This is a genomic window from Agrococcus jejuensis, assembly GCF_007679035.1.
In the GTDB taxonomy this organism is placed as follows: domain Bacteria; phylum Actinomycetota; class Actinomycetes; order Actinomycetales; family Microbacteriaceae; genus Agrococcus; species Agrococcus jejuensis_A.
The window spans coordinates 328,487-345,033 of the sequence record NZ_VEFR01000002.1 but is presented as its reverse complement, the minus strand read 5'-3'; the positions used below and the strand labels follow the sequence as shown (position 1 = coordinate 345,033).

The 16,547-nt window shown below is 72.9% G+C and carries 16 protein-coding genes and 1 tRNA gene; 12 read left to right on the top strand and 5 right to left on the bottom strand.

The window, feature by feature from the left end:
- Positions 1–2 precede the first annotated feature (2 nt).
- The 7 genes from FS793_RS08550 to FS793_RS08520 all read left to right on the top strand — a co-directional run bounded on the left by FS793_RS08550 (position 3) and on the right by FS793_RS08520 (position 7,440).
- Positions 3–359, top strand: coding sequence for an A1S_2505 family phage non-structural protein (locus FS793_RS08550; RefSeq protein WP_144720078.1), 357 nt, complete (start codon positions 3–5; stop codon positions 357–359).
- Positions 360–504: 145 nt separating this feature from the next.
- Complete coding sequence (locus FS793_RS08545) at positions 505–1,998, top strand: MFS transporter (RefSeq protein WP_144720077.1); 1,494 nt, start codon at positions 505–507, stop codon at positions 1,996–1,998.
- Positions 1,999–2,075: 77 nt separating this feature from the next.
- Positions 2,076–2,762 carry a copper homeostasis protein CutC gene (locus FS793_RS08540; protein WP_186329405.1) on the top strand — a complete coding sequence of 229 codons (687 nt, stop codon included), beginning with the start codon at positions 2,076–2,078 and terminating at the stop codon, positions 2,760–2,762.
- A gap of 266 nt (positions 2,763–3,028) precedes the next feature.
- Positions 3,029–4,591 (top strand): MFS transporter, encoded by a 1,563-nt coding sequence (locus tag FS793_RS08535; protein WP_144720075.1) that lies wholly within the window; start codon positions 3,029–3,031, stop codon positions 4,589–4,591.
- Between the two features lie 199 nt (positions 4,592–4,790).
- The gene (locus FS793_RS08530) at positions 4,791–5,699 is read left to right on the top strand and encodes an alpha/beta fold hydrolase (RefSeq protein WP_260980088.1); all 909 of its coding nucleotides are present in this window, start codon (positions 4,791–4,793) and stop codon (positions 5,697–5,699) included.
- A 61-nt stretch (positions 5,700–5,760) separates the two neighbouring features.
- A complete protein-coding gene (locus tag FS793_RS08525) occupies positions 5,761–6,324 on the top strand; it encodes a hypothetical protein (RefSeq protein WP_144720074.1) in 564 nt (187 codons plus the stop codon).
- 66 nt (positions 6,325–6,390) lie between these two features.
- The gene (locus tag FS793_RS08520; RefSeq protein WP_144720073.1) at positions 6,391–7,440 is read left to right on the top strand and encodes a lipoate--protein ligase family protein; all 1,050 of its coding nucleotides are present in this window, start codon (positions 6,391–6,393) and stop codon (positions 7,438–7,440) included.
- Between the two features lie 57 nt (positions 7,441–7,497).
- Here the strand turns inward: FS793_RS08520 and FS793_RS08515 are convergent, their stop codons facing one another.
- A complete protein-coding gene (locus FS793_RS08515; protein WP_144720072.1) occupies positions 7,498–7,911 on the bottom strand; it encodes a hypothetical protein in 414 nt (137 codons plus the stop codon).
- A gap of 143 nt (positions 7,912–8,054) precedes the next feature.
- Here FS793_RS08515 and FS793_RS08510 point away from each other — a divergent pair, with 143 nt between their 5' ends.
- The 3 genes from FS793_RS08510 (at position 8,055) to FS793_RS08500 (ending at position 9,517) form a co-directional block, all read left to right on the top strand.
- Positions 8,055–8,561 (top strand): DUF1990 family protein, encoded by a 507-nt coding sequence (locus tag FS793_RS08510; RefSeq protein ID WP_144720071.1) that lies wholly within the window; start codon positions 8,055–8,057, stop codon positions 8,559–8,561.
- A 178-nt stretch (positions 8,562–8,739) separates the two neighbouring features.
- Positions 8,740–8,813, top strand: a tRNA-Gly gene (locus FS793_RS08505).
- A gap of 122 nt (positions 8,814–8,935) precedes the next feature.
- On the top strand, positions 8,936–9,517 hold the full coding sequence (locus tag FS793_RS08500; protein WP_144720070.1) for an antibiotic biosynthesis monooxygenase: 582 nt from the start codon (positions 8,936–8,938) through the stop codon (positions 9,515–9,517).
- Between the two features lie 132 nt (positions 9,518–9,649).
- On the opposite strand, the gene FS793_RS08495 is transcribed toward FS793_RS08500, so the two are convergent.
- The gene (locus tag FS793_RS08495) at positions 9,650–10,156 is read right to left on the bottom strand and encodes a VOC family protein (protein WP_313959371.1); all 507 of its coding nucleotides are present in this window, start codon (positions 10,154–10,156) and stop codon (positions 9,650–9,652) included.
- A 72-nt stretch (positions 10,157–10,228) separates the two neighbouring features.
- Here FS793_RS08495 and FS793_RS08490 point away from each other — a divergent pair, with 72 nt between their 5' ends.
- A complete protein-coding gene (locus FS793_RS08490; protein WP_186329404.1) occupies positions 10,229–10,765 on the top strand; it encodes an RBBP9/YdeN family alpha/beta hydrolase in 537 nt (178 codons plus the stop codon).
- Positions 10,766–10,775: 10 nt separating this feature from the next.
- Here FS793_RS08490 and FS793_RS08485 read toward each other — a convergent pair whose 3' ends face one another.
- Positions 10,776–11,210, bottom strand: coding sequence for a hypothetical protein (locus FS793_RS08485; protein ID WP_144720067.1), 435 nt, complete (start codon positions 11,208–11,210; stop codon positions 10,776–10,778).
- A 215-nt stretch (positions 11,211–11,425) separates the two neighbouring features.
- A complete protein-coding gene (locus FS793_RS08480; RefSeq protein ID WP_144720066.1) occupies positions 11,426–12,313 on the bottom strand; it encodes an EamA family transporter in 888 nt (295 codons plus the stop codon).
- Between the two features lie 94 nt (positions 12,314–12,407).
- On the opposite strand from FS793_RS08480, the gene FS793_RS08475 reads away from it, so the two are divergent.
- A complete protein-coding gene (locus FS793_RS08475) occupies positions 12,408–13,370 on the top strand; it encodes a DUF808 domain-containing protein (RefSeq protein WP_144720065.1) in 963 nt (320 codons plus the stop codon).
- Here FS793_RS08475 and FS793_RS08470 read toward each other — a convergent pair.
- Positions 13,356–16,358 carry an alpha-mannosidase gene (locus FS793_RS08470; RefSeq protein ID WP_186329403.1) on the bottom strand — a complete coding sequence of 1,001 codons (3,003 nt, stop codon included), beginning with the start codon at positions 16,356–16,358 and terminating at the stop codon, positions 13,356–13,358. The two genes, FS793_RS08475 and FS793_RS08470, sit on opposite strands and share 15 nt — an antisense overlap.
- Between the last annotated feature and the right edge of the window lie 189 nt (positions 16,359–16,547).

Below are 16,547 nucleotides of genomic sequence, written 5' to 3'. Positions count from 1 at the left end.
GCATGCAGCCCATCACCCACCTGGCCGACGACGAGGTGTTCGTCTTCGGCTCGAACGCCCGCGGCGTGCACGCCGCCGGCGCCGCGAAGGCGGCGCACGAGCGATTCGGCGCGGTGTGGGGCGAGGGCGACGGCCTGCACGGTCAGTCGTACGCGATCGACACGATGAGCGGCGCCGCCGTCATGGCATCCCGCATCGCCGCCTTCCTGCGGTTCGCGGCCGAGCATCCCGAGCTGCGATTCCTCGTGACGCCCATCGGCACCGGCATCGCGGGCCATGCGGCCGCCGACGTCGCGCCGCTCTTCGCCGATGCCCCCGCCAACGTCGTGCTGCCGCCGGAGTTCGCCGCGCTGCCCTGACGCGCGGCATGCACGGGTCGTGCGCCGAGGCAAGCGACTGCGCCGACGGCCCGAACACGAGTACCGTGCCAGTCCCGTACCCCTGTGCGCCCGTCCGCAGATGCCATCCGCGTGGCGCGCGCCGCACCAGTGGAAGGAACGCAGCATGAGCACGCAGCAGAGCGCGGGGCCCGACGGCACCGCATCGCATCCCGGTCGACTCGAGGTCGACGACGTCATCGTCGTCGAGCGGAAGAAGGTGCGCACCGCCATCTCGGGCACCGTCGTCGGCAACTTCATGGAGTGGTTCGACTTCGGCATCTACGGCTACCTCACCGTCACGCTCACGACGGTCTTCACCGCCGATCTGCCCGACCCATGGGGCATCCTCGTGACGCTGCTGGGCTTCGCGATCTCGTTCATGGTGCGTCCGATCGGCGGCCTCGTGCTCGGGCCGCTCGGCGACCGCATCGGACGGCAGAAGGTGCTGTTCCTCACGATGGCGATGATGGCGACCGCGACGGCGCTCATCGGCCTGCTGCCGACGTCGGCGCAGATCGGGCTGTGGGCGATCGTGCCGCTGTACCTGCTGAAGATGATCCAGGGCTTCTCGACCGGCGGCGAGTACGCCGGCGCGACGACGTACGTGACCGAGTTCTCGCCCGACCGCAAGCGCGGGTTCTGGGCGTCGTGGCTCGACGTCGGCTCGTACGTCGGCTTCGCGGCGGGCGCCTCGGTCGTGGCGCTCACGACGCTCGCCACTCAGGCCGTCTCGGGCCCGGACGCCATGGTCGAGTACGGCTGGCGCATCCCGTTCCTGCTCGCGATCCCGCTCGGCGCCGTCGCGATCTGGTTCCGCCTGCGCATCCCCGAGACGCCGTCGTTCGAGGTCGCCGAGCAGGCGGGCTCGACCTCGAAGGCCGCGAACGACCCGCTCGCCCGTCACGGCATCGGCGGCATCCTGCGCCACCACTGGCGCGCGATCCTCATCGCCATCGCGCTCGTCGCGGCGACGAACTCCGCGGGCTACGCGCTCACGAGCTACATGCCCACGTACCTCGAGACCGAGGTGGGCGTCTCGAACCTCATGGCCGCCGTCGCGACGGTGCCGGTGCTCGTGCTCATGTCGGCCTGCCTGCCGCTCATCGGGCGGCTGTCCGATCGCATCGGCCGCAAGCCCGTCTACGGCATCGCCGTCGTCGCGACCATCGTGCTCATGGTGCCGGCGTTCGCCATCATGCAGATCGGCGAGGAGTGGGCGGTGTTCATCGCGCTCGCGATGGTCGCGATCCCCGTGGCGTTCTACGTCGCGATCTCGGCATCCGCGCTGCCCGCCCTCTTCCCGACGGCGACGCGCTTCGGCGCCATGGGCATCGCATACAACGTGGCGGTGTCGCTGTTCGGCGGCACGACGCCGCTGTTCTCGCAGGGCCTCATCGAGCTCACGGGCAACACCTTCATGCCGGCCTTCTACATCATGTTCTTCGCGGCGCTCGGCGGCGTCGCGATGCTCACGATGCGCGAGTCGGCGAACCGTCCGCTCATCGGATCGGTGCCTGCGGTCGAGACGCGCGAGGAGGCGGAGGCGATCGTCGAGCGGCAGGACACCGACCCGCTCATCGACACGTCGCAGATGCCGGTGGTCACGGCGCGCGGCTGACCTCCTCGACGACGCCCCGGGCCGCGATGCCCGGGGCGTCGTCGCGTGCGGGCGATGCGATGGGGGAGGCTGGAGGCATGCTGCGGGTCGAGGTCTGCGTGTCCGACGTGGATGGCGTGCGCGTCGCCCGTGAGGCCGGCGCGCATCGCGTCGAGCTCTGCGTCGCGCTCGAGGTCGGCGGGCTCACGCCGTCGCTCGGACTCGTCGAGCACGCCGTCGCCGCCGCGGAGGGCATGGCCGTGCACGTGCTGCTGCGCCCGCGACCCGGCGACTTCGTCGTCGACGCCGCCGAGCTCGACGTCACGCTGCGCGATGCCGAGCTCGTGCTCGCCGCCGGCGCGGCCGGCATCGTCGTGGGGCCGCTGCTGTCCGACGGCCGGTTCGACCTGACGGCGATGGCGCGCCTGCGCGACCTCGCCGGCGACGCGCAGCTCACGGCGCATCGCGGGTTCGACGTGCGCTCCGACGTCGAGGATGCCGTCGCCGATCTCGTCGAGGTCGGCGTCGACCGCATCCTCACCTCCGGCGGCGCCGCGTCGGCGCACGACGGCGTCGACCGCATCGCGCGCGCCGTCGCGGCGGCCGACGGCCGGCTCGCGGTGATGGCCGGCGGCGGCATCCGCCCTCGGCTCGTCGACGACCTCGTCGCGCGCACGGGCATCGCCGACGTGCACCTGTCGGCGCGCTCGCTCGTCGCGCCCGACGAGGGCTTCGGTGCCCGCCATCGCACCGACCCGGCGGTGCTCGCACGCGTCATCCGCTGACGCGCGGCGAGGCTCGAGCCCCTCGGCCGCGCACGTCGCCGGGCCATGCCGGTGAGCCCTGGGAGCGACGCGCATGTCGGCCCGGGCGTGTCGCGACGATGCGGATCCCGCGACTGGCCTTGTCTCGACTGGGCAGTCGGCGAATCGCGACACGCCCGGGATGCATGCGCCGATCCGCATGGCCGATTGGTCGGACCACCGCGACCTCGGTAGCGTCCTGTGACCGTCCGGGGCGTCATGCCCATCCCTTGCCCTCCAGGAGAGCCATGCCCCACGGCGACGCGCACCATCCCTCGACCCCCGATGCACCGCAGGCGGGGGTCGGACCAGGAGGGCGTCGCCTCGAGGTCGACGACGTGATCGTCGTGCCGACGAAGCGGGTCAAGAAGGCCATCTCGGGCACGGTCGTCGGCAACTTCATGGAGTGGTTCGACTTCGGCATCTACGGCTACCTCGCCGTGACGCTCGCCGTCGTCTTCACCGCCGACCTGCCCGAGCCGTGGGGTCTGCTCGTGACGCTGCTCGGCTTCGCGATCTCGTTCCTCGTGCGCCCGTTCGGCGGTCTCGTGCTCGGCCCGCTCGGCGACCGCATCGGGCGCCAGAAGGTGCTCTTCCTCACGATGGCGATGATGGCCGGCGCCACCGCGCTCATCGGCATGCTGCCGACCTCGTCGCAGATCGGCCTGTGGGCGATCGTGCCGCTCTACCTCCTGAAGATGGTGCAGGGCTTCTCGACCGGCGGCGAGTACGCCGGCGCCTCCACCTACGTCACCGAGTTCTCGCCCGACAAGTCGCGCGGGTTCTGGGCCTCGTGGCTCGACGTCGGCTCGTACGTCGGCTTCGCCGCCGGCGCCTCGGTCGTCGCGATCACGACCGTCGTCACCCAGTGGCTCGCCGGCCCCGACGCCATGGTCGAGTTCGGCTGGCGCATCCCCTTCCTCGTCGCCATCCCCCTCGGCGCCGTCGCGATCTGGTTCCGTCTGCGCATCCCCGAGACCCCCGCGTTCGAGGCCGTGCACGCCGAGGGCGCCGAGCGCCCGAACGACCCGCTCGCCCGGCACGGCATCCTCGGCACCATCCGCCACCACTGGAAGGCGATGCTCGTCGTCGTCGCGCTCGCCGCGGCGACGAACACGGTCGGCTACGCGCTCACGAGCTACATGCCGACGTACCTCGAGACGGAGGTCGGCGTCTCGAACCTGCTCGCGGCGATCGCGACCGTGCCCGTGCTCATCGCGCTGTCGGCGCTGCTGCCGGTGATCGGACGCATCAGCGACCGCGTCGGCCGCAAGCCCATCTACCTCGTCGCCGTCATCTCGACCCTCGCCGTCATGGTGCCCGCGTTCGCGATCATGCAGATCGGCGAGATCTGGGCCGTGATGGTCGCGCTGTGCATCGTCGCCGTGCCCGCCGCGCTCTTCATCGCCGTGTCGGCGTCGGCGCTGCCCGCGATGTTCCCGACCGCGACGCGCTTCGGCGCCATGGCGATCGCGTTCAACATCTCGGTGTCGCTCTTCGGCGGCACGACGCCGCTGTTCTCGCAGGCGCTCATCGAGCTCACCGGCAACACGTTCATGCCGGCGTTCTACATCATGTTCTTCGCCGCGGCGGGTGGCATCGCGCTGCTCTCCATGCAGGAGTCGTCGAACCGCCCGCTCGTCGGCTCGGTGCCGACGGTCGAGACGCGAGCCGAGGCGGTCGCCGTGGTCGAGCGCCAGGACACCGACCCGAGCATCGACCTGTCGTCGATGCCGCTCGACCTCATCGACGTCGCCGCCGACGCCGATCGTGGTGACCGCGACGAGGGCCGCGAGCTCACGCGCGCCTGACCGCGCGCCTGCGTCGATCGGGCAGCAGCGGCTCGTAGCACCCCGGCTCGGGGAGCCGCTGCTGCCCGTTCGAGCGCCATGAGCGACCGATCGCAGCAGCAGCCCGGGGCACACCCGCAGGGGCGTCGTGCGGACACCGGATGGATTCGGGTCGCGCGCGAGGAGTACGCTGCACGCCGGAGCATCCGGAGGTCGCACAGTGCCCAAGTTCGCCGTGATCCGGCAGGACCACACGTTCGTGGACCTGCAGGGCGTCACCATCCACTGGTACACGTGGATGCCTGGCAAGCCCAAGGGGATCGTGCTCATCGTGCACGGCGTGGGCGAGCACGCGCTGCGCTACGAGCACGTCGCCCAGCACCTCGTGAACGCCGGCTACGCCGTCGCGGCGCTCGACCAGCGCGGCCACGGCGCCACGGGCCTCGAGCAGGCGGGTGGCGACGCGTCGGGCCTCGGACGGCTCGGCCCGGGCGGCGGCATGGCCGTCGTCGGCGACGTCGTCTCGCTCGTGAAGCGCCTGCGCGGCGAGCACCCGCAGCTGCCGCTCGCGGTCATCGGCCACTCGTGGGGCTCGCTCACGATGCAGCGCTTCCTCAACCGCCACGCAGCCCTCATCGACGCCGCCGTGCTGTCGGGCACGGCCTACCGCATGCCCGGATGGATGACGGCCGGCGACCTCAACGTGCGCCACAAGCACCTCGGCGACACCGGCTTCGAGTGGCTCTCGCGCGACCCGGCCGTGCAGGAGGCGTTCGCCGCCGACCCCCTCACGTTCCCCGCCGACGTCGTGCGTCTGTTCGGGCCCATCGAGGCTGCGCGGCTGCTCGGCGTGCCGGCTCGCTCGCTCGGCATCGACATCCCCCTGCTCGTCGCAGTCGGCTCCGACGACACGCTCGGCGGCGAGGCGTCGGCGCGCAGGCTCGTGCGCGCGTACGAGGAGCGGTCGGGTCTCACCGACGTCTCGCTGCGCGTCTACCCGGGTGCCCGGCACGAGATCTTCAACGAGATCACGAAGTCGAAGGTGCTCGACGACGTCACCTCGTGGCTCGACGACCATCTCGCCCTCGAGCGCGACCGCACCGGACGTCGCTCGGCGCCGACGCCGTAGCGCGGCACGCGCGGAGCGGATGTGCAGCGCATCCGCCCGCGGCAGGAGCACCATGGGGTGCATGGACGAGGTCCAGCACCCACGGGCGTGGCGCATTGCGGCGCCGGCCCTGCTGGGATGGAACGTGCTCGGCGGTGCGATCGGCGGGATCGCGGTCGTGCTGCCCGTCGTCCTCGCCGCGGACGGCGGCTCGTCGGCCGTCGTGCCCGACTCGACGTCGGTCGTGCTGCTCGTCGTGCTCGTCGCCGCGATGCTCGGTGGCATCGGCGGTCTGCTCGGTGGCGGCACGCTCGTGCTCGCGCGCGGACGCAGGCCCACGACCCGCACGCTCGTGCGCGGCATCGTCGCAGGCGTCGCGGTGTGCGTGCTCGTGGCGGTCGCGGCGCTGCTCGTGCCGATCCTGCCCGACGGCGTGCGCCCGCTCGCGGTCGTCGTGGGCCTCGTGATCGGCGTCGTGATGCTCGGCCTCGCCTTCCGGTCGTCGGAGGTGCACTGGCGCGAGGAGCAGCCGCAGCACCGCGAGCTGCCCCCTGGCGACGCGCCCGTGTACGTCACCGACCCCATCCGCGACCTCGTCGACCCGACGCCGCACGACTCCGACGACCCGTCGGTCGCCGACCGCTGACCCGCCCCGTCCGCGCGCGCCACGCGCCCTAGGCTGGGATGCGGTCCCACGGTGAGGAGGCGCCGGATGCACGGCGAGTACAAGGTCCCCGGCGGCAAGCTCGTGGTCGTCGACGTCGAGGCGGACGGTGAGCGCATCACGGCGTTCCGCCTCTCGGGCGACTTCTTCCTCGAGCCCGACGACGTGCTCGAGCAGATCGACGCCGCCGTGCTGGGGCTGCCCGCGACGGCGACGGCTGCCGAGATCGGCACCGCCATCCGCGAGGGGCTCCCCGAGGGCGTGACGATGCTGGGCCTCACGCCCGAGGCCGTCGGCGTGGCCGTGCGGCGTGCGCTCGCGAAGGCGACGTCGTTCGCCGACTACGAGTGGCAGCTCATCGACGACGAGCCGCGCCTGCCCATCCAGCACGTTGCGCTCGACGAGGTGCTCGCCAACGAGGTGGGCGAGGGCCGTCGTGGCCCCACGCTGCGCTTCTGGAACCTGTCAGGCCCCGCCGTCTACATCGGCTCGTTCCAGTCGTACCGCAACGAGGTCGACCCCGAGAACGCCGAGCGCTTCGGCATCCCCATCATCCGCCGCATCTCGGGCGGCGGCGCGATGTTCTCGGAGCCGGGCAACGCCATCACCTACTCGATGTACGTGCCCGCCGACCTCGTGCAGGGCATGAGCTTCGCCGACTCGTACGCCTTCCTCGACGCCTGGGTCATCGAGGCGCTGCAGGGCCTCGGCATCGACGCGTCGTACGCGCCGCTCAACGACATCACCTCGCCGCAGGGCAAGATCGGCGGCGCGGCGCAGAAGCGCCTCGGCTCGGGCGGCGTGCTGCACCACGCGACGATGTCCTACGACATGGATGCGGACAAGATGGTGCAGGTGCTCCGCATCGGCCGCGAGAAGCTGTCGGACAAGGGCACGACGAGCGCGAAGAAGCGCGTCGACCCGCTGCGCTCGCAGACGGGCATGACGCGCGAAGCCGTGCAGGAGGCGCTGAAGGCGACGTTCCGCAGGGTCACGAAGGCGACCGACGGCGACCTGACGGCCGCCGAGCTCGCGGCGGCCGACGAGCTCGTCGCCTCCAAGTTCTCGACGGAGACCTGGCTGCACCGCGTCCCCTGACCCGGCGTCGAGGTCCTCTGCCCGACGCGAGGTCGGATCGGGCAGAGGTCGTCGGGGCTAGTACTGGCTCGAGACGCCGGCGCCGAGCAGGCCCACGAACGTCACGAAGTGCACGACGATCCAGCCGACCGAGCCGAGGATCGCGAGCGCTCCGAGCACGATCGCCCACACGGCGCGCCCGCCGCCCGCGAGCCGCTGCGCGCGCGCGGCTGCGCCGTACTGGATCGCCACGATGCCCGGTGCGAGCGTGAACCAGTTGAGCAGCGGGAGCGCCGACACGACGATCGCGACGATGCCCCACACGAGGGCGCGCGTCGCGACGCGCGTCGACCGCTGCGACGCGAGCATGCCGTCGGGCACCGCCTGGAACTGCTGCGGCGGCGCGAACCTGCGCGTCCACGCCTGATGCGCGGGATGCGGCGGGCCCGGAGGCGCGCCGAACGGGCCCTGCGGAGGCGGCGTGGAGCTCATCGCGTCATCGTGGCACGCGCACCCGCGTGTTCCCAGCGAGCGCGGGCGAGGTTCGGCCAGGATCGACCCATGCTCGACCTCTCCCTGGAGCTCACGCCGTCGAAGGCCACGACGGCGGAGCCGACGCCGAGGCAGTGAGTCGGATGTCGCTCGACGCGCTCGCGCGCACGGGGCCGGCCGCGTCGTCGACGCAGCCGGCCTCGGCCGTGTGGGCGCCGCCGGAGGGGTGGCGGGCGATCGAGCGCTCGGCGGTCGTCGCTGCGGCGCGCGACTGGCCCCGCGTGCGCGACGCCGCGCTGCATTGGGTCGTGAAGCGGCGCGCGGGGTTCGCGATCCCGCCGGGCCGGGCGACGGCGGGGGAGCGACTGCTCGTCACGGCGCGGCTCGGGCCTCTGATCGTGCGGGAGCCGATCGAGGTCGTCGAGGTCGTCGACGAGCCCGCGCGCGCGGGCTTCGCGTACGCGACGCTCGCCGGCCACCCCGTCGCGGGCGAGGAGGCGTTCGTCGTGCACGTCGAGGCGGATGCGGTGGTGCTGACGGTGCGGTCGCTCGCGCGGGCGGCACCGTCGGGGCCGTGGCGGGTGGCGTTCCCCGTGCTGCGCGTCGTGCAGGTGGTGGCGCTCCGCCGCTACCTGCGCGCGCTGCGCTGACGCGCTCCTCGACCAGCCGCTGGGCAGCGCCGGTCACACCGTGACGCTCAGCGGCTCGCGGAGGGCGATCCTCCCTCGGCGGCCCGCGGAGCGTCACACGGTGACCGCATCCACCGGCGTACGGTCCGCATCGGGCCGCCGTGCCGTACGATGGCTCTCGCTGCCGCAAGGCAGCGCTGGGGATGTAGTTCAATGGCAGAACTGGTGCTTCCCAAGCACCCAGCGCGGGTTCGATTCCCGTCATCCCCTCCAGTGGAGCCCGCGATCGCGATCCGATCCGGCCCCGACTGACGACGCGGTCGCTGGCCGCGCGGCACACCCTCCTCGCGGATCCGCATCCGCCGTCGACGACCTTCGACGAGCAGGGGGATGCCATGTCCGAGCCGATCACCGTCGCCATCGAGCGGCAGGTCGATCCGACGAAGCAGCGCTACGCGCTCAGCTGGGTGCGGCAGGGCATCGACCTCGCGCACACGTATCCGGGATTCCTCGGCTCGGGCTGGGTGCAGGTGCGCCCCGGCAGCGACACGTGGCACATGCTGTACCGGTTCGACGATGCGGCGAGCCTGCACGCGTGGGAGGCGAGCGACGAGCGCCGGCTGTGGCTCGATGCGGGTGCGGACTTCGCGCGCGAGGCGAGCGTCGAGCGTCGCAGCGGCATCGAGGGCTGGTTCGACTCCGCGGCCGGCGAGGGCGTGCCCGGCGATCGCGTCGAGGTGCGCGCGGCCGAGCCCGTGCCGCCGCGGTGGAAGCAGGGCGTCGTCGTGTGGCTGGGCTTCTTCCCCGTCAACGTGGTCGTGACCCTGCTGCTCGGCCTCATCCCCGGCTTCTCGGGCGTGCCCGTCGTGCTGCGCCTCCTCGTCACGAGCCTCGTGCTCACGCCGATCATGGTCGGCTTCGTGCTGCCCGCCGTCACGCGCCTCTTCCGCCCGTGGCTCCTGCGCGGACGCGAGTGACCGCCCGGCGCCTCCCGTTCCGAGGTGCGCTTCCCGTTGCGAGGTGCGCCTCTCCAACTGAGGTGCTGTGCCCCGCGCACCTCGACAGGAGACGCGCACCTCGCGGGCGGCCAGCCCGCCGGACGACACCGCTCAGGCCGGCGCGAGCACCTCGACGCGGTTGCCGAAGCCGTCGAAGCAGTGGAAGCGCTCGTAGCCGGGGAACGTGAGGCGGTCGTCCCACACGACCTCGTACCCGCCGTCGACGACGGCCGCTGCGAGCGTCTCGAGCTCGGCGATCGCGTCGAGCACGAGGGCGGGATGCGCCTTGCTCGCCGGCACGAAGGGCTCCTGTCGGCTCATGTGGATCTCGACCACGACCTCGCCGGCCTCGTCGTGCGCGCGGAACCAGCATCCGCCGCGTGCCGCCATCGGCTCGGGCTTCGGCACCTCTGTGAGGCCGATGGTGTCGCGCCAGAAGCGCCGCGCCTCGTCGTCGCCGTCCACCGGCATCGAGACCTGCACGTGATGCAGGCGCGGCGCGATCCGCCACCCGCGGCCCGGTCGCTGCTCCGCGGCCGCGACGCCGGCCTCCTCCACCGTCCCGGCCGCCGCTGCCGTGTCCGACGCCTCGCCGTCTGCGGACTGCCGATCTCGCATGGAGCCTCCTCGCTCGTCGATCCGATCGCACGCTATCGGGAATCCGGCGGCGCGGGCCCGGTTGCATCCGGCATGCGACTCGTCATCCTCCACGGCTACGGCGCCATGCCCACGTCCCACTGGTTCACGTGGCTCGGCGACGAGATCGGCGGCGACGTCGACATCCCCGCGCTGCCCGACTCCGATGCGCCGACGAGGGATGCGTGGGTCGCGGCGGCGCAGCAGGCGATGGCGGGCGACGACGAGCTCGTGCTCGTGGGCCACTCGCTCGGCTCGGTGGCGGCGCTGCTCGCGCTCGACGGCGTCGATCGTGCGCGCATCCGCGGCGTCGTGCTCGTCGCCCCGTTCTGGGAGCGCGTGCCGCCGCTGCCCGAGCTCGACGCGTTCCTCGACCTGCCGCCCATGCCCGACCTCGGCGACCTGCCGGTCGCGATCATCGCGAGCGACGACGACCCCATCGTGCCGCCCGAGCTCTCGGCCCGCGCCGCGGCGCTGCTCGGCGTGCCCGTGCAGACGGTCGCCGGCGGCGGCCACTTCCTCGACCGCGACGGCTGGACGACGCTGCCCGCCGCGCGCGACGCCGTGCTCGATTTGCTCGCGCGCGCCTGAGTGGCCGGGCTCAGCCGGTCGGCAGCGTCGGCCATCGCATGACGCCGAGCTCGACCCAGATGAACGGCGCCACGATCGCCAGCGCGGCGACGAGCACGAACGTGCCGGCGAGCGCCAGGTAGGCGCGGCGGCGTCGCCCGGCGGTGATGCGCTGCATGCTCCACGACAGCGGCGCCGCGATGAGCGCGACGAGTACGGCGATCGAGGGCGCGACGAGGTGCGGGATGCACGCGAGCACCGCGAGCACGACCGCGCCGACGATCGCGGGCCACGGCGCGCGCTCGGCGTGCGCGGCGGCGGTGGCGGCGTCGGCATCCGCGGCCGCCTGCGACCTGTCGTCGAGCTCGATGCGCTGCGGCAGCGGCACGCGGATGACGGGCGGCAGGTCGCCGCGGCGCAGGCGCTCGATCTCCTCGCCCCGCTCGCCCCACCGGTCGTCGCTCACGCCTCCATCATCCCGCGTCGTCGTCAGCGCCGATCCCCGTTGCGGGGTGCGGTGCTCCTGACGGGGTGCGGCTCTCCGCGCACCTGAGCAGGAGAAGCGCACCTCGCGAACGAGGAGCGCACCTCGCAACGAGAAGCGCACCTCGCGAACGAGAAGCGCACCTCGCAACGTGAGACGCACCTCGTGAGGCGGGAATCGCGGCGGCGCGGGGTGCGCTACTGCTGCACGATCGCGCCCGTGTCGGGCGTGACCGGCGGATCCTTCGCGGCGGTGAGCGCGACGCCGGCCGCCGCCACGACGACGATGCCGAGGGCGAGCATCTGCACGGGACCGATGCCCTCGCCCACGATCGCGAGGGCGAAGAGGCCGGCTGCGACGGGCTCGAGGGCCATGAGCACCCCGAAGACGCGCGGCGGGATGCGGCGCAGCGCCGCGAGCTCGAACGCGTAGGCGATCGCGCTCGACAGGATCGCGACGCCCAGCGCCGGCAGCAGCAGCCAGGGCTGTGCCGTCACGCCGGTGATCGCGCCGACCGCGCCGAACGGCGTCGTGAGCACGGCCGCGACGCACATCGCCGCCGTGAGCCCGCCGACGCCGGGCACGAGCTCGCCCACCCGATGCGACGCGAGGATGTAGCCGGCCCAGCACGCGCCCGCGGCGAGCGCGAGCAGCACGCCGATCGCGTCGAGCGCACCCGTGAGCGACTGCGCGCCGATGATGCCGACGCCGCCGCCCGCGAGCAGCACCCACGCCGCATCCACCCAGCGGCGCGACAGCGCGAGCGCGAGCACGAGCGGGCCCAGCAGCTCGAGCGTCACGGCGAGCGCGAGCGGGATGCGCTCCATCGCGACGTAGAACATGAGGTTCATGCCGGCCAGGGCGACGCCCAGCAGCAGCACGGCCCGCCAGGTGCGACGATCCCACTCGCGCACCTTCGGGCGCGCGATGGCGAGCAGGATGAGCGACGCGAACGCGAGTCGCAGCCATGTCACGGCGGTGGGGTCGAGGTGCTCGAAGAGCAGCTTCGCCACGGATGCGCCCGCCTGCACCGAGCAGATGCCCGCGAGCACGAGGGCGATGCCCGAGCCGCCACGCCGATCCATCCGCACCCCTCGACGCTAGGGGATGCGGGATGTGCACGGCCGCGCTCACTACGCTGGTCGCGTCCGGGACCATCTCGGCAGGAGGAGCGCACGCATGTCGGTTGGTCTGCTCGCGGTCGTCGACGACATCCTCACGGCTGCCCTCAAGGCGAGCGCGAAGACCGCGGGCGTCGTCATCGACGACGCCGCGGTGACGCCGCAGTACGTGCAGGGGCTGTCGCCCGCGCGAGAGCTGCCCGTGGTGTGGCGCATCTCGCTGGGCAGCATCTTCAACAAGTTCGTCATCATCATCCCGCTGGCGTTGCTGCTGTCGGCGTTCGCGCCGTGGGTGCTCCCGTACCTGCTCATCGTCGGCGGCGCCTTCCTCTGCTACGAGGGCGCCGAGAAGGTGATGGAGTGGTTCGGCCTCCACCACCACGAGGCTGCCGACGACGAGCCTCGTGATGAGAAGAGGCTGGTGTTCGGAGCCATCCGAACCGACCTGATCCTCAGCACCGAGATCATGCTCATCTCCCTGTCGGAGATCGATCCTGCGCTGGGGTTCTGGCCGACGCTGGCCGTGCTTGCGGTGATCGCGCTCGCGATGACCGTGCTCGTCTACGGCGCGGTGGCGTTGCTCGTGAAGCTCGATGACATCGGGCTCAGGATGATGAAGTCGGACGCCCGCGGCACGCGACGCACCGGTGCCCGCATCGTGCGATCCATGCCGGCCGTGTTCCGCGTCATCAGCGTCATCGGCACGGTGGCGATGCTGTGGGTCGGCGGGCACCTCGTGATCGCGAACCTGCATGAGGCGCACCTGTGGGACGGGCCGTACGAGCTCGTGCATGCGATGACCGACGTCGTCGCGGCTGCCGGGCCCATCGTGGTGTGGCTGGTCGACACCGCGGTGTCGCTCGTGCTCGGCCTGGTGGTGGGCGCCGTGATCGTCGGGGTGATCGCGCTCGTCGGTCGCCTGCTCCGTCGGCGCGCAGACGACGCACCGCGCACGGCCGCGCACGGCGACGCGGTCGACGCCGCGCCCGACTCGACCCACGGGACGTCAGCGGGGCGCTGAGGGCTCCGCCGCCGACTCCAGCACGAACGTCGCGATCTCGAAGGGTCGCAGCGCGACGTCTGACAGGTCGGCGGGCTCGGCGGTCGGCGCGAGCGCACCCGCCGCATCCACGCGCCGCTCGAGCATGTCGGTGCGCCAGGCCGCGCGATGCGGGATTGACGTCTCGATCGCCGTGGTCGTCGCCCGCCCCAGCGACTCGTAGATGCGCACGACGACGCCGTCGGAGTCGTAGGCCGGCGCGACCGTCTCGACCACGACGCCCGGCGTCGAGGCGCGCACGAGCGGCGCGAGCGCGCGCCCGCGCATGACGCGCGGTGGCGCCTGCAGGCGGTACCCGTCGGCGATGACCTCGTGCAGCGCGCCGGGCGCGTACGGGCGGATCGCATACGTGAAGGCGTGCGCGCCGCGGTCCGCGGTGCGGTCGGGGAACGTGGGGGAGCGCAGCAGGTTGAGCGACAGCAGGCCGTGCTTCGCACGGTGCCCGTACTTGCCGTCGTTGAGCATCGCGAAGCCCGCCCCGTCCTCGTCCTCGACGGCGAGCCAGCGATGCGCCACCACCTCGAACTGCGCGCGCTCGACGCTGTCGCGCTCGGTCGTGGCGCGGCGGATGTGGCCCATCTGGATCTCGCACAGCGCCTCGTCGCCGTACCGCGACGGCCGGTGCTCGGCGCGCAGCATGCGGTGGCGCTGCCGCCAGTCGACGCGGGTCTCGAACCGCACGAGCGTCGCACCGGCCTCGAGCACGACGTCCTGCTCGATGCGCACCCTGGGCCCCTCGAGCACGTGCCGCCGCACGGCGCGCGGCCCGTCGACGTGCCACGACCGCTCGACGACGCGCAGCGGCCTGCCGGGCGCCGCGGCGGCCTTCGCCGAGATGTCCCACGCGTCGAACGGGATCTGGAACGGGTCCCGGTGCAGCACGAGCCGATTGAGCCCCGCGCCCGCGTGCTCGACGCCGTCGGCGTCGACCATCGAGACGATCGCGCCCGTCGCGTCGTCGAACCGCAGGGCGAGCACGCCGTTCGCGAGCCCGGATGCGTCCGCCACGAGCTCCGGATGCTCGGCCTCGGGCACGAGCGCCGCGGTCGCGTACGGCGGCACGACCGCGCGCATCCACGCGCCGTCGACGCGGATGGGCTCGTCGCGCGCGACAGGGGCGAGGTTGAGCGCCGCGACGCCCTCGGCGGCGGGCAGCTCCTCGGTCAGGGCGGCGATCCGCGCCTCGACGACCCCGGCGAGCCGTTCGAACGCCGCGACCGACTCGCGATGCACGCGCGCGATCGACGACCCGGGCAGGATGTCGTGGAACTGCTGCAGCAGCGCCTCCTGCCACACGGGCTCGAGCTCGTCGCGCACCCGCTCGCGCACCTCGGGGCCGAGCGCGGCGGCGAGCGCCTCGACGTCGTGCAGCAGCCGCTCGAGCGTGCGGTTCCATCGCTTCGTCGCCGCCTGCGTCGTGTAGGTGCCCTGGTGCTTCTCGAGGTACAGCTCGCCCTCGTGGCGATGCGGCACCTCGAGCTCGGCGAGGCGCGCGAAGAAGTCGGATGCGCTGCCTCGCCGCACGCGCGGCAGCCCTGCGATGCCGGCGCCGTCGGCACCGATCTCGCGGTCGAGCACCTCGTGGTGCACCTCGCTCGGCCCGCCGCCGCCATCCCCGCCGCCGTACACGAGCAGCGCGGTGCCCATGCTGCGCTCGGGATGCTGGCGCAGGCCCTTCAGCAGGCCGTCGGCGGCGGCCCGCGCGTTGTAGTCGCCCTCGGGCGGCATGTGCACGAGCACCTCGGAGCCGTCGATGCCGGCCCAGCGGAACGTGCGGTGGGGGAAGTCGTTGACCTCGTTCCAGGCGAGCTTGATCGTCTGGAACCACTCCATGCCGGTGCCCCGCAGGATCTGCGGCAGCGCGCCCGAGTAGCCGAACGTGTCGGGCAGCCAGCACAGTCGCAGCCGCTCGTCGGACACGCCGAGCTCGCGCTGCCAGAACCGGCGCCCGACGATCGCCTGGCGGATGAGCGACTCGCCGCTGGGCAGGTTCGTGTCGGGCTCGATCCAGAACGAGCCCTGCGCCTCGATGCCGCCCGCCGCCACGGCGCGCCTGAGGCGGTCGAACAGCGCCGGGTGCTGGTCGCGCATCCACTGCAGCTGCTGCGGCTGGCTCGTGCCGTACACGTACCCGGCATGCTGCTCGACCGAGCGCAGCTGCCGCGCGTACGTGCGGGCGGACTTGCGGTGCGTCTCGCGCAGCGGCCAGAGCCACGCCATGTCGAGGTGCCCGTGGCCGATGGCCGTGTACTCGAGCGGGTCGGTGGCGGGCTCCGCGAGCGCGGGGGCGAGGGCTGCGCGCGCGGCGGCGAGGTCGCCGGCTCGGAACGTCCTCCACGCCTCGTCGAGCGCCGCGCGCAGCGAGCGTCGCAGCGCGGCGTCGTCGGTGTGGCCCGCGAGCATCGTGAGCGTGAGCGCGTCGAAGTAGAGGCCGTAGGCCTCCTCGTCGCGCACGGCGAGATGCGCGCCGTGGAACCGCGCCCTGCCGACGGGGTAGAGCAGCAGGCCGTTGTAGGTCGCGTCGGCGTAGAGGTCGATCGGTCGGCTCGTGTCGACGCCGCGGATCGTGCGGAATCGGCCGCCGGGATGCGGCAGGTCGCCCTGCAGGTAGACGGTCGTCGTCGCGTCGAGCACGGTGCCGTCGGCGTCGTGCACGAGGCTCTCGCCGCGGATGCCGAGCAGCACCTCGGCGCGCGGGTCGGTCGCGGCGGGGCCCGTGAGGTGGAGCCAGCCGCACTCGAAGACGTCGCCCCACGCGGTGCCGGGACGGATGGGGCGGAAGTCGTGCGGACGCCACGCACCGAACGGCGTGGGCTCGGCGCTCGTGAGGATGGACGCCTCGAGCGGCGCGATGCGCGTCCAGATGCGCTCGCGGATCGCCAGGAGCCTGCGGTAGGCCGCCGGCTGCTCGACGGGGAGGCCGAGGAGCCAGCTCGCGGCAGCGCGCACGACACCTCCCGTGGAGCTCGAGGCCACCGAGCATCGTGCATCCGGCGGACGGCGCCAGCGTAGGCCCGCGACCCGTCGAGCGGCTGGGTGCGTCGTACGAGCGGCGTGGTCGCGCTCGATGCGCATCCTCTGCTCGTCCGCTGCCAGCGCCCCATCAGCTGGTCGAGGAGCGCGCGAGCCCCTGGGCGA

What these genes read in the sequence shown, in the direction of transcription:
- FS793_RS08550 (WP_144720078.1), top strand. Translation starts at nt 3, where the DNA reads ATGCAGCCCATCACCCACCTGGCCGACGACGAGGTGTTCGTCTTCGGC.
- FS793_RS08545 (WP_144720077.1), top strand. Translation starts at nt 505, where the DNA reads ATGAGCACGCAGCAGAGCGCGGGGCCCGACGGCACCGCATCGCATCCC.
- FS793_RS08540 (WP_186329405.1), top strand. Translation starts at nt 2,076, where the DNA reads ATGCTGCGGGTCGAGGTCTGCGTGTCCGACGTGGATGGCGTGCGCGTC.
- FS793_RS08535 (WP_144720075.1), top strand. Translation starts at nt 3,029, where the DNA reads ATGCCCCACGGCGACGCGCACCATCCCTCGACCCCCGATGCACCGCAG.
- FS793_RS08525 (WP_144720074.1), top strand. Translation starts at nt 5,761, where the DNA reads ATGGACGAGGTCCAGCACCCACGGGCGTGGCGCATTGCGGCGCCGGCC.
- FS793_RS08520 (WP_144720073.1), top strand. Translation starts at nt 6,391, where the DNA reads ATGCACGGCGAGTACAAGGTCCCCGGCGGCAAGCTCGTGGTCGTCGAC.
- FS793_RS08515 (WP_144720072.1), bottom strand. Translation starts at nt 7,911, where the DNA reads ATGAGCTCCACGCCGCCTCCGCAGGGCCCGTTCGGCGCGCCTCCGGGC.
- FS793_RS08510 (WP_144720071.1), top strand. Translation starts at nt 8,055, where the DNA reads ATGTCGCTCGACGCGCTCGCGCGCACGGGGCCGGCCGCGTCGTCGACG.
- FS793_RS08500 (WP_144720070.1), top strand. Translation starts at nt 8,936, where the DNA reads ATGTCCGAGCCGATCACCGTCGCCATCGAGCGGCAGGTCGATCCGACG.
- FS793_RS08495 (WP_313959371.1), bottom strand. Translation starts at nt 10,156, where the DNA reads ATGCGAGATCGGCAGTCCGCAGACGGCGAGGCGTCGGACACGGCAGCG.
- FS793_RS08490 (WP_186329404.1), top strand. Translation starts at nt 10,229, where the DNA reads ATGCGACTCGTCATCCTCCACGGCTACGGCGCCATGCCCACGTCCCAC.
- FS793_RS08480 (WP_144720066.1), bottom strand. Translation starts at nt 12,313, where the DNA reads ATGGATCGGCGTGGCGGCTCGGGCATCGCCCTCGTGCTCGCGGGCATC.
- FS793_RS08475 (WP_144720065.1), top strand. Translation starts at nt 12,408, where the DNA reads ATGTCGGTTGGTCTGCTCGCGGTCGTCGACGACATCCTCACGGCTGCC.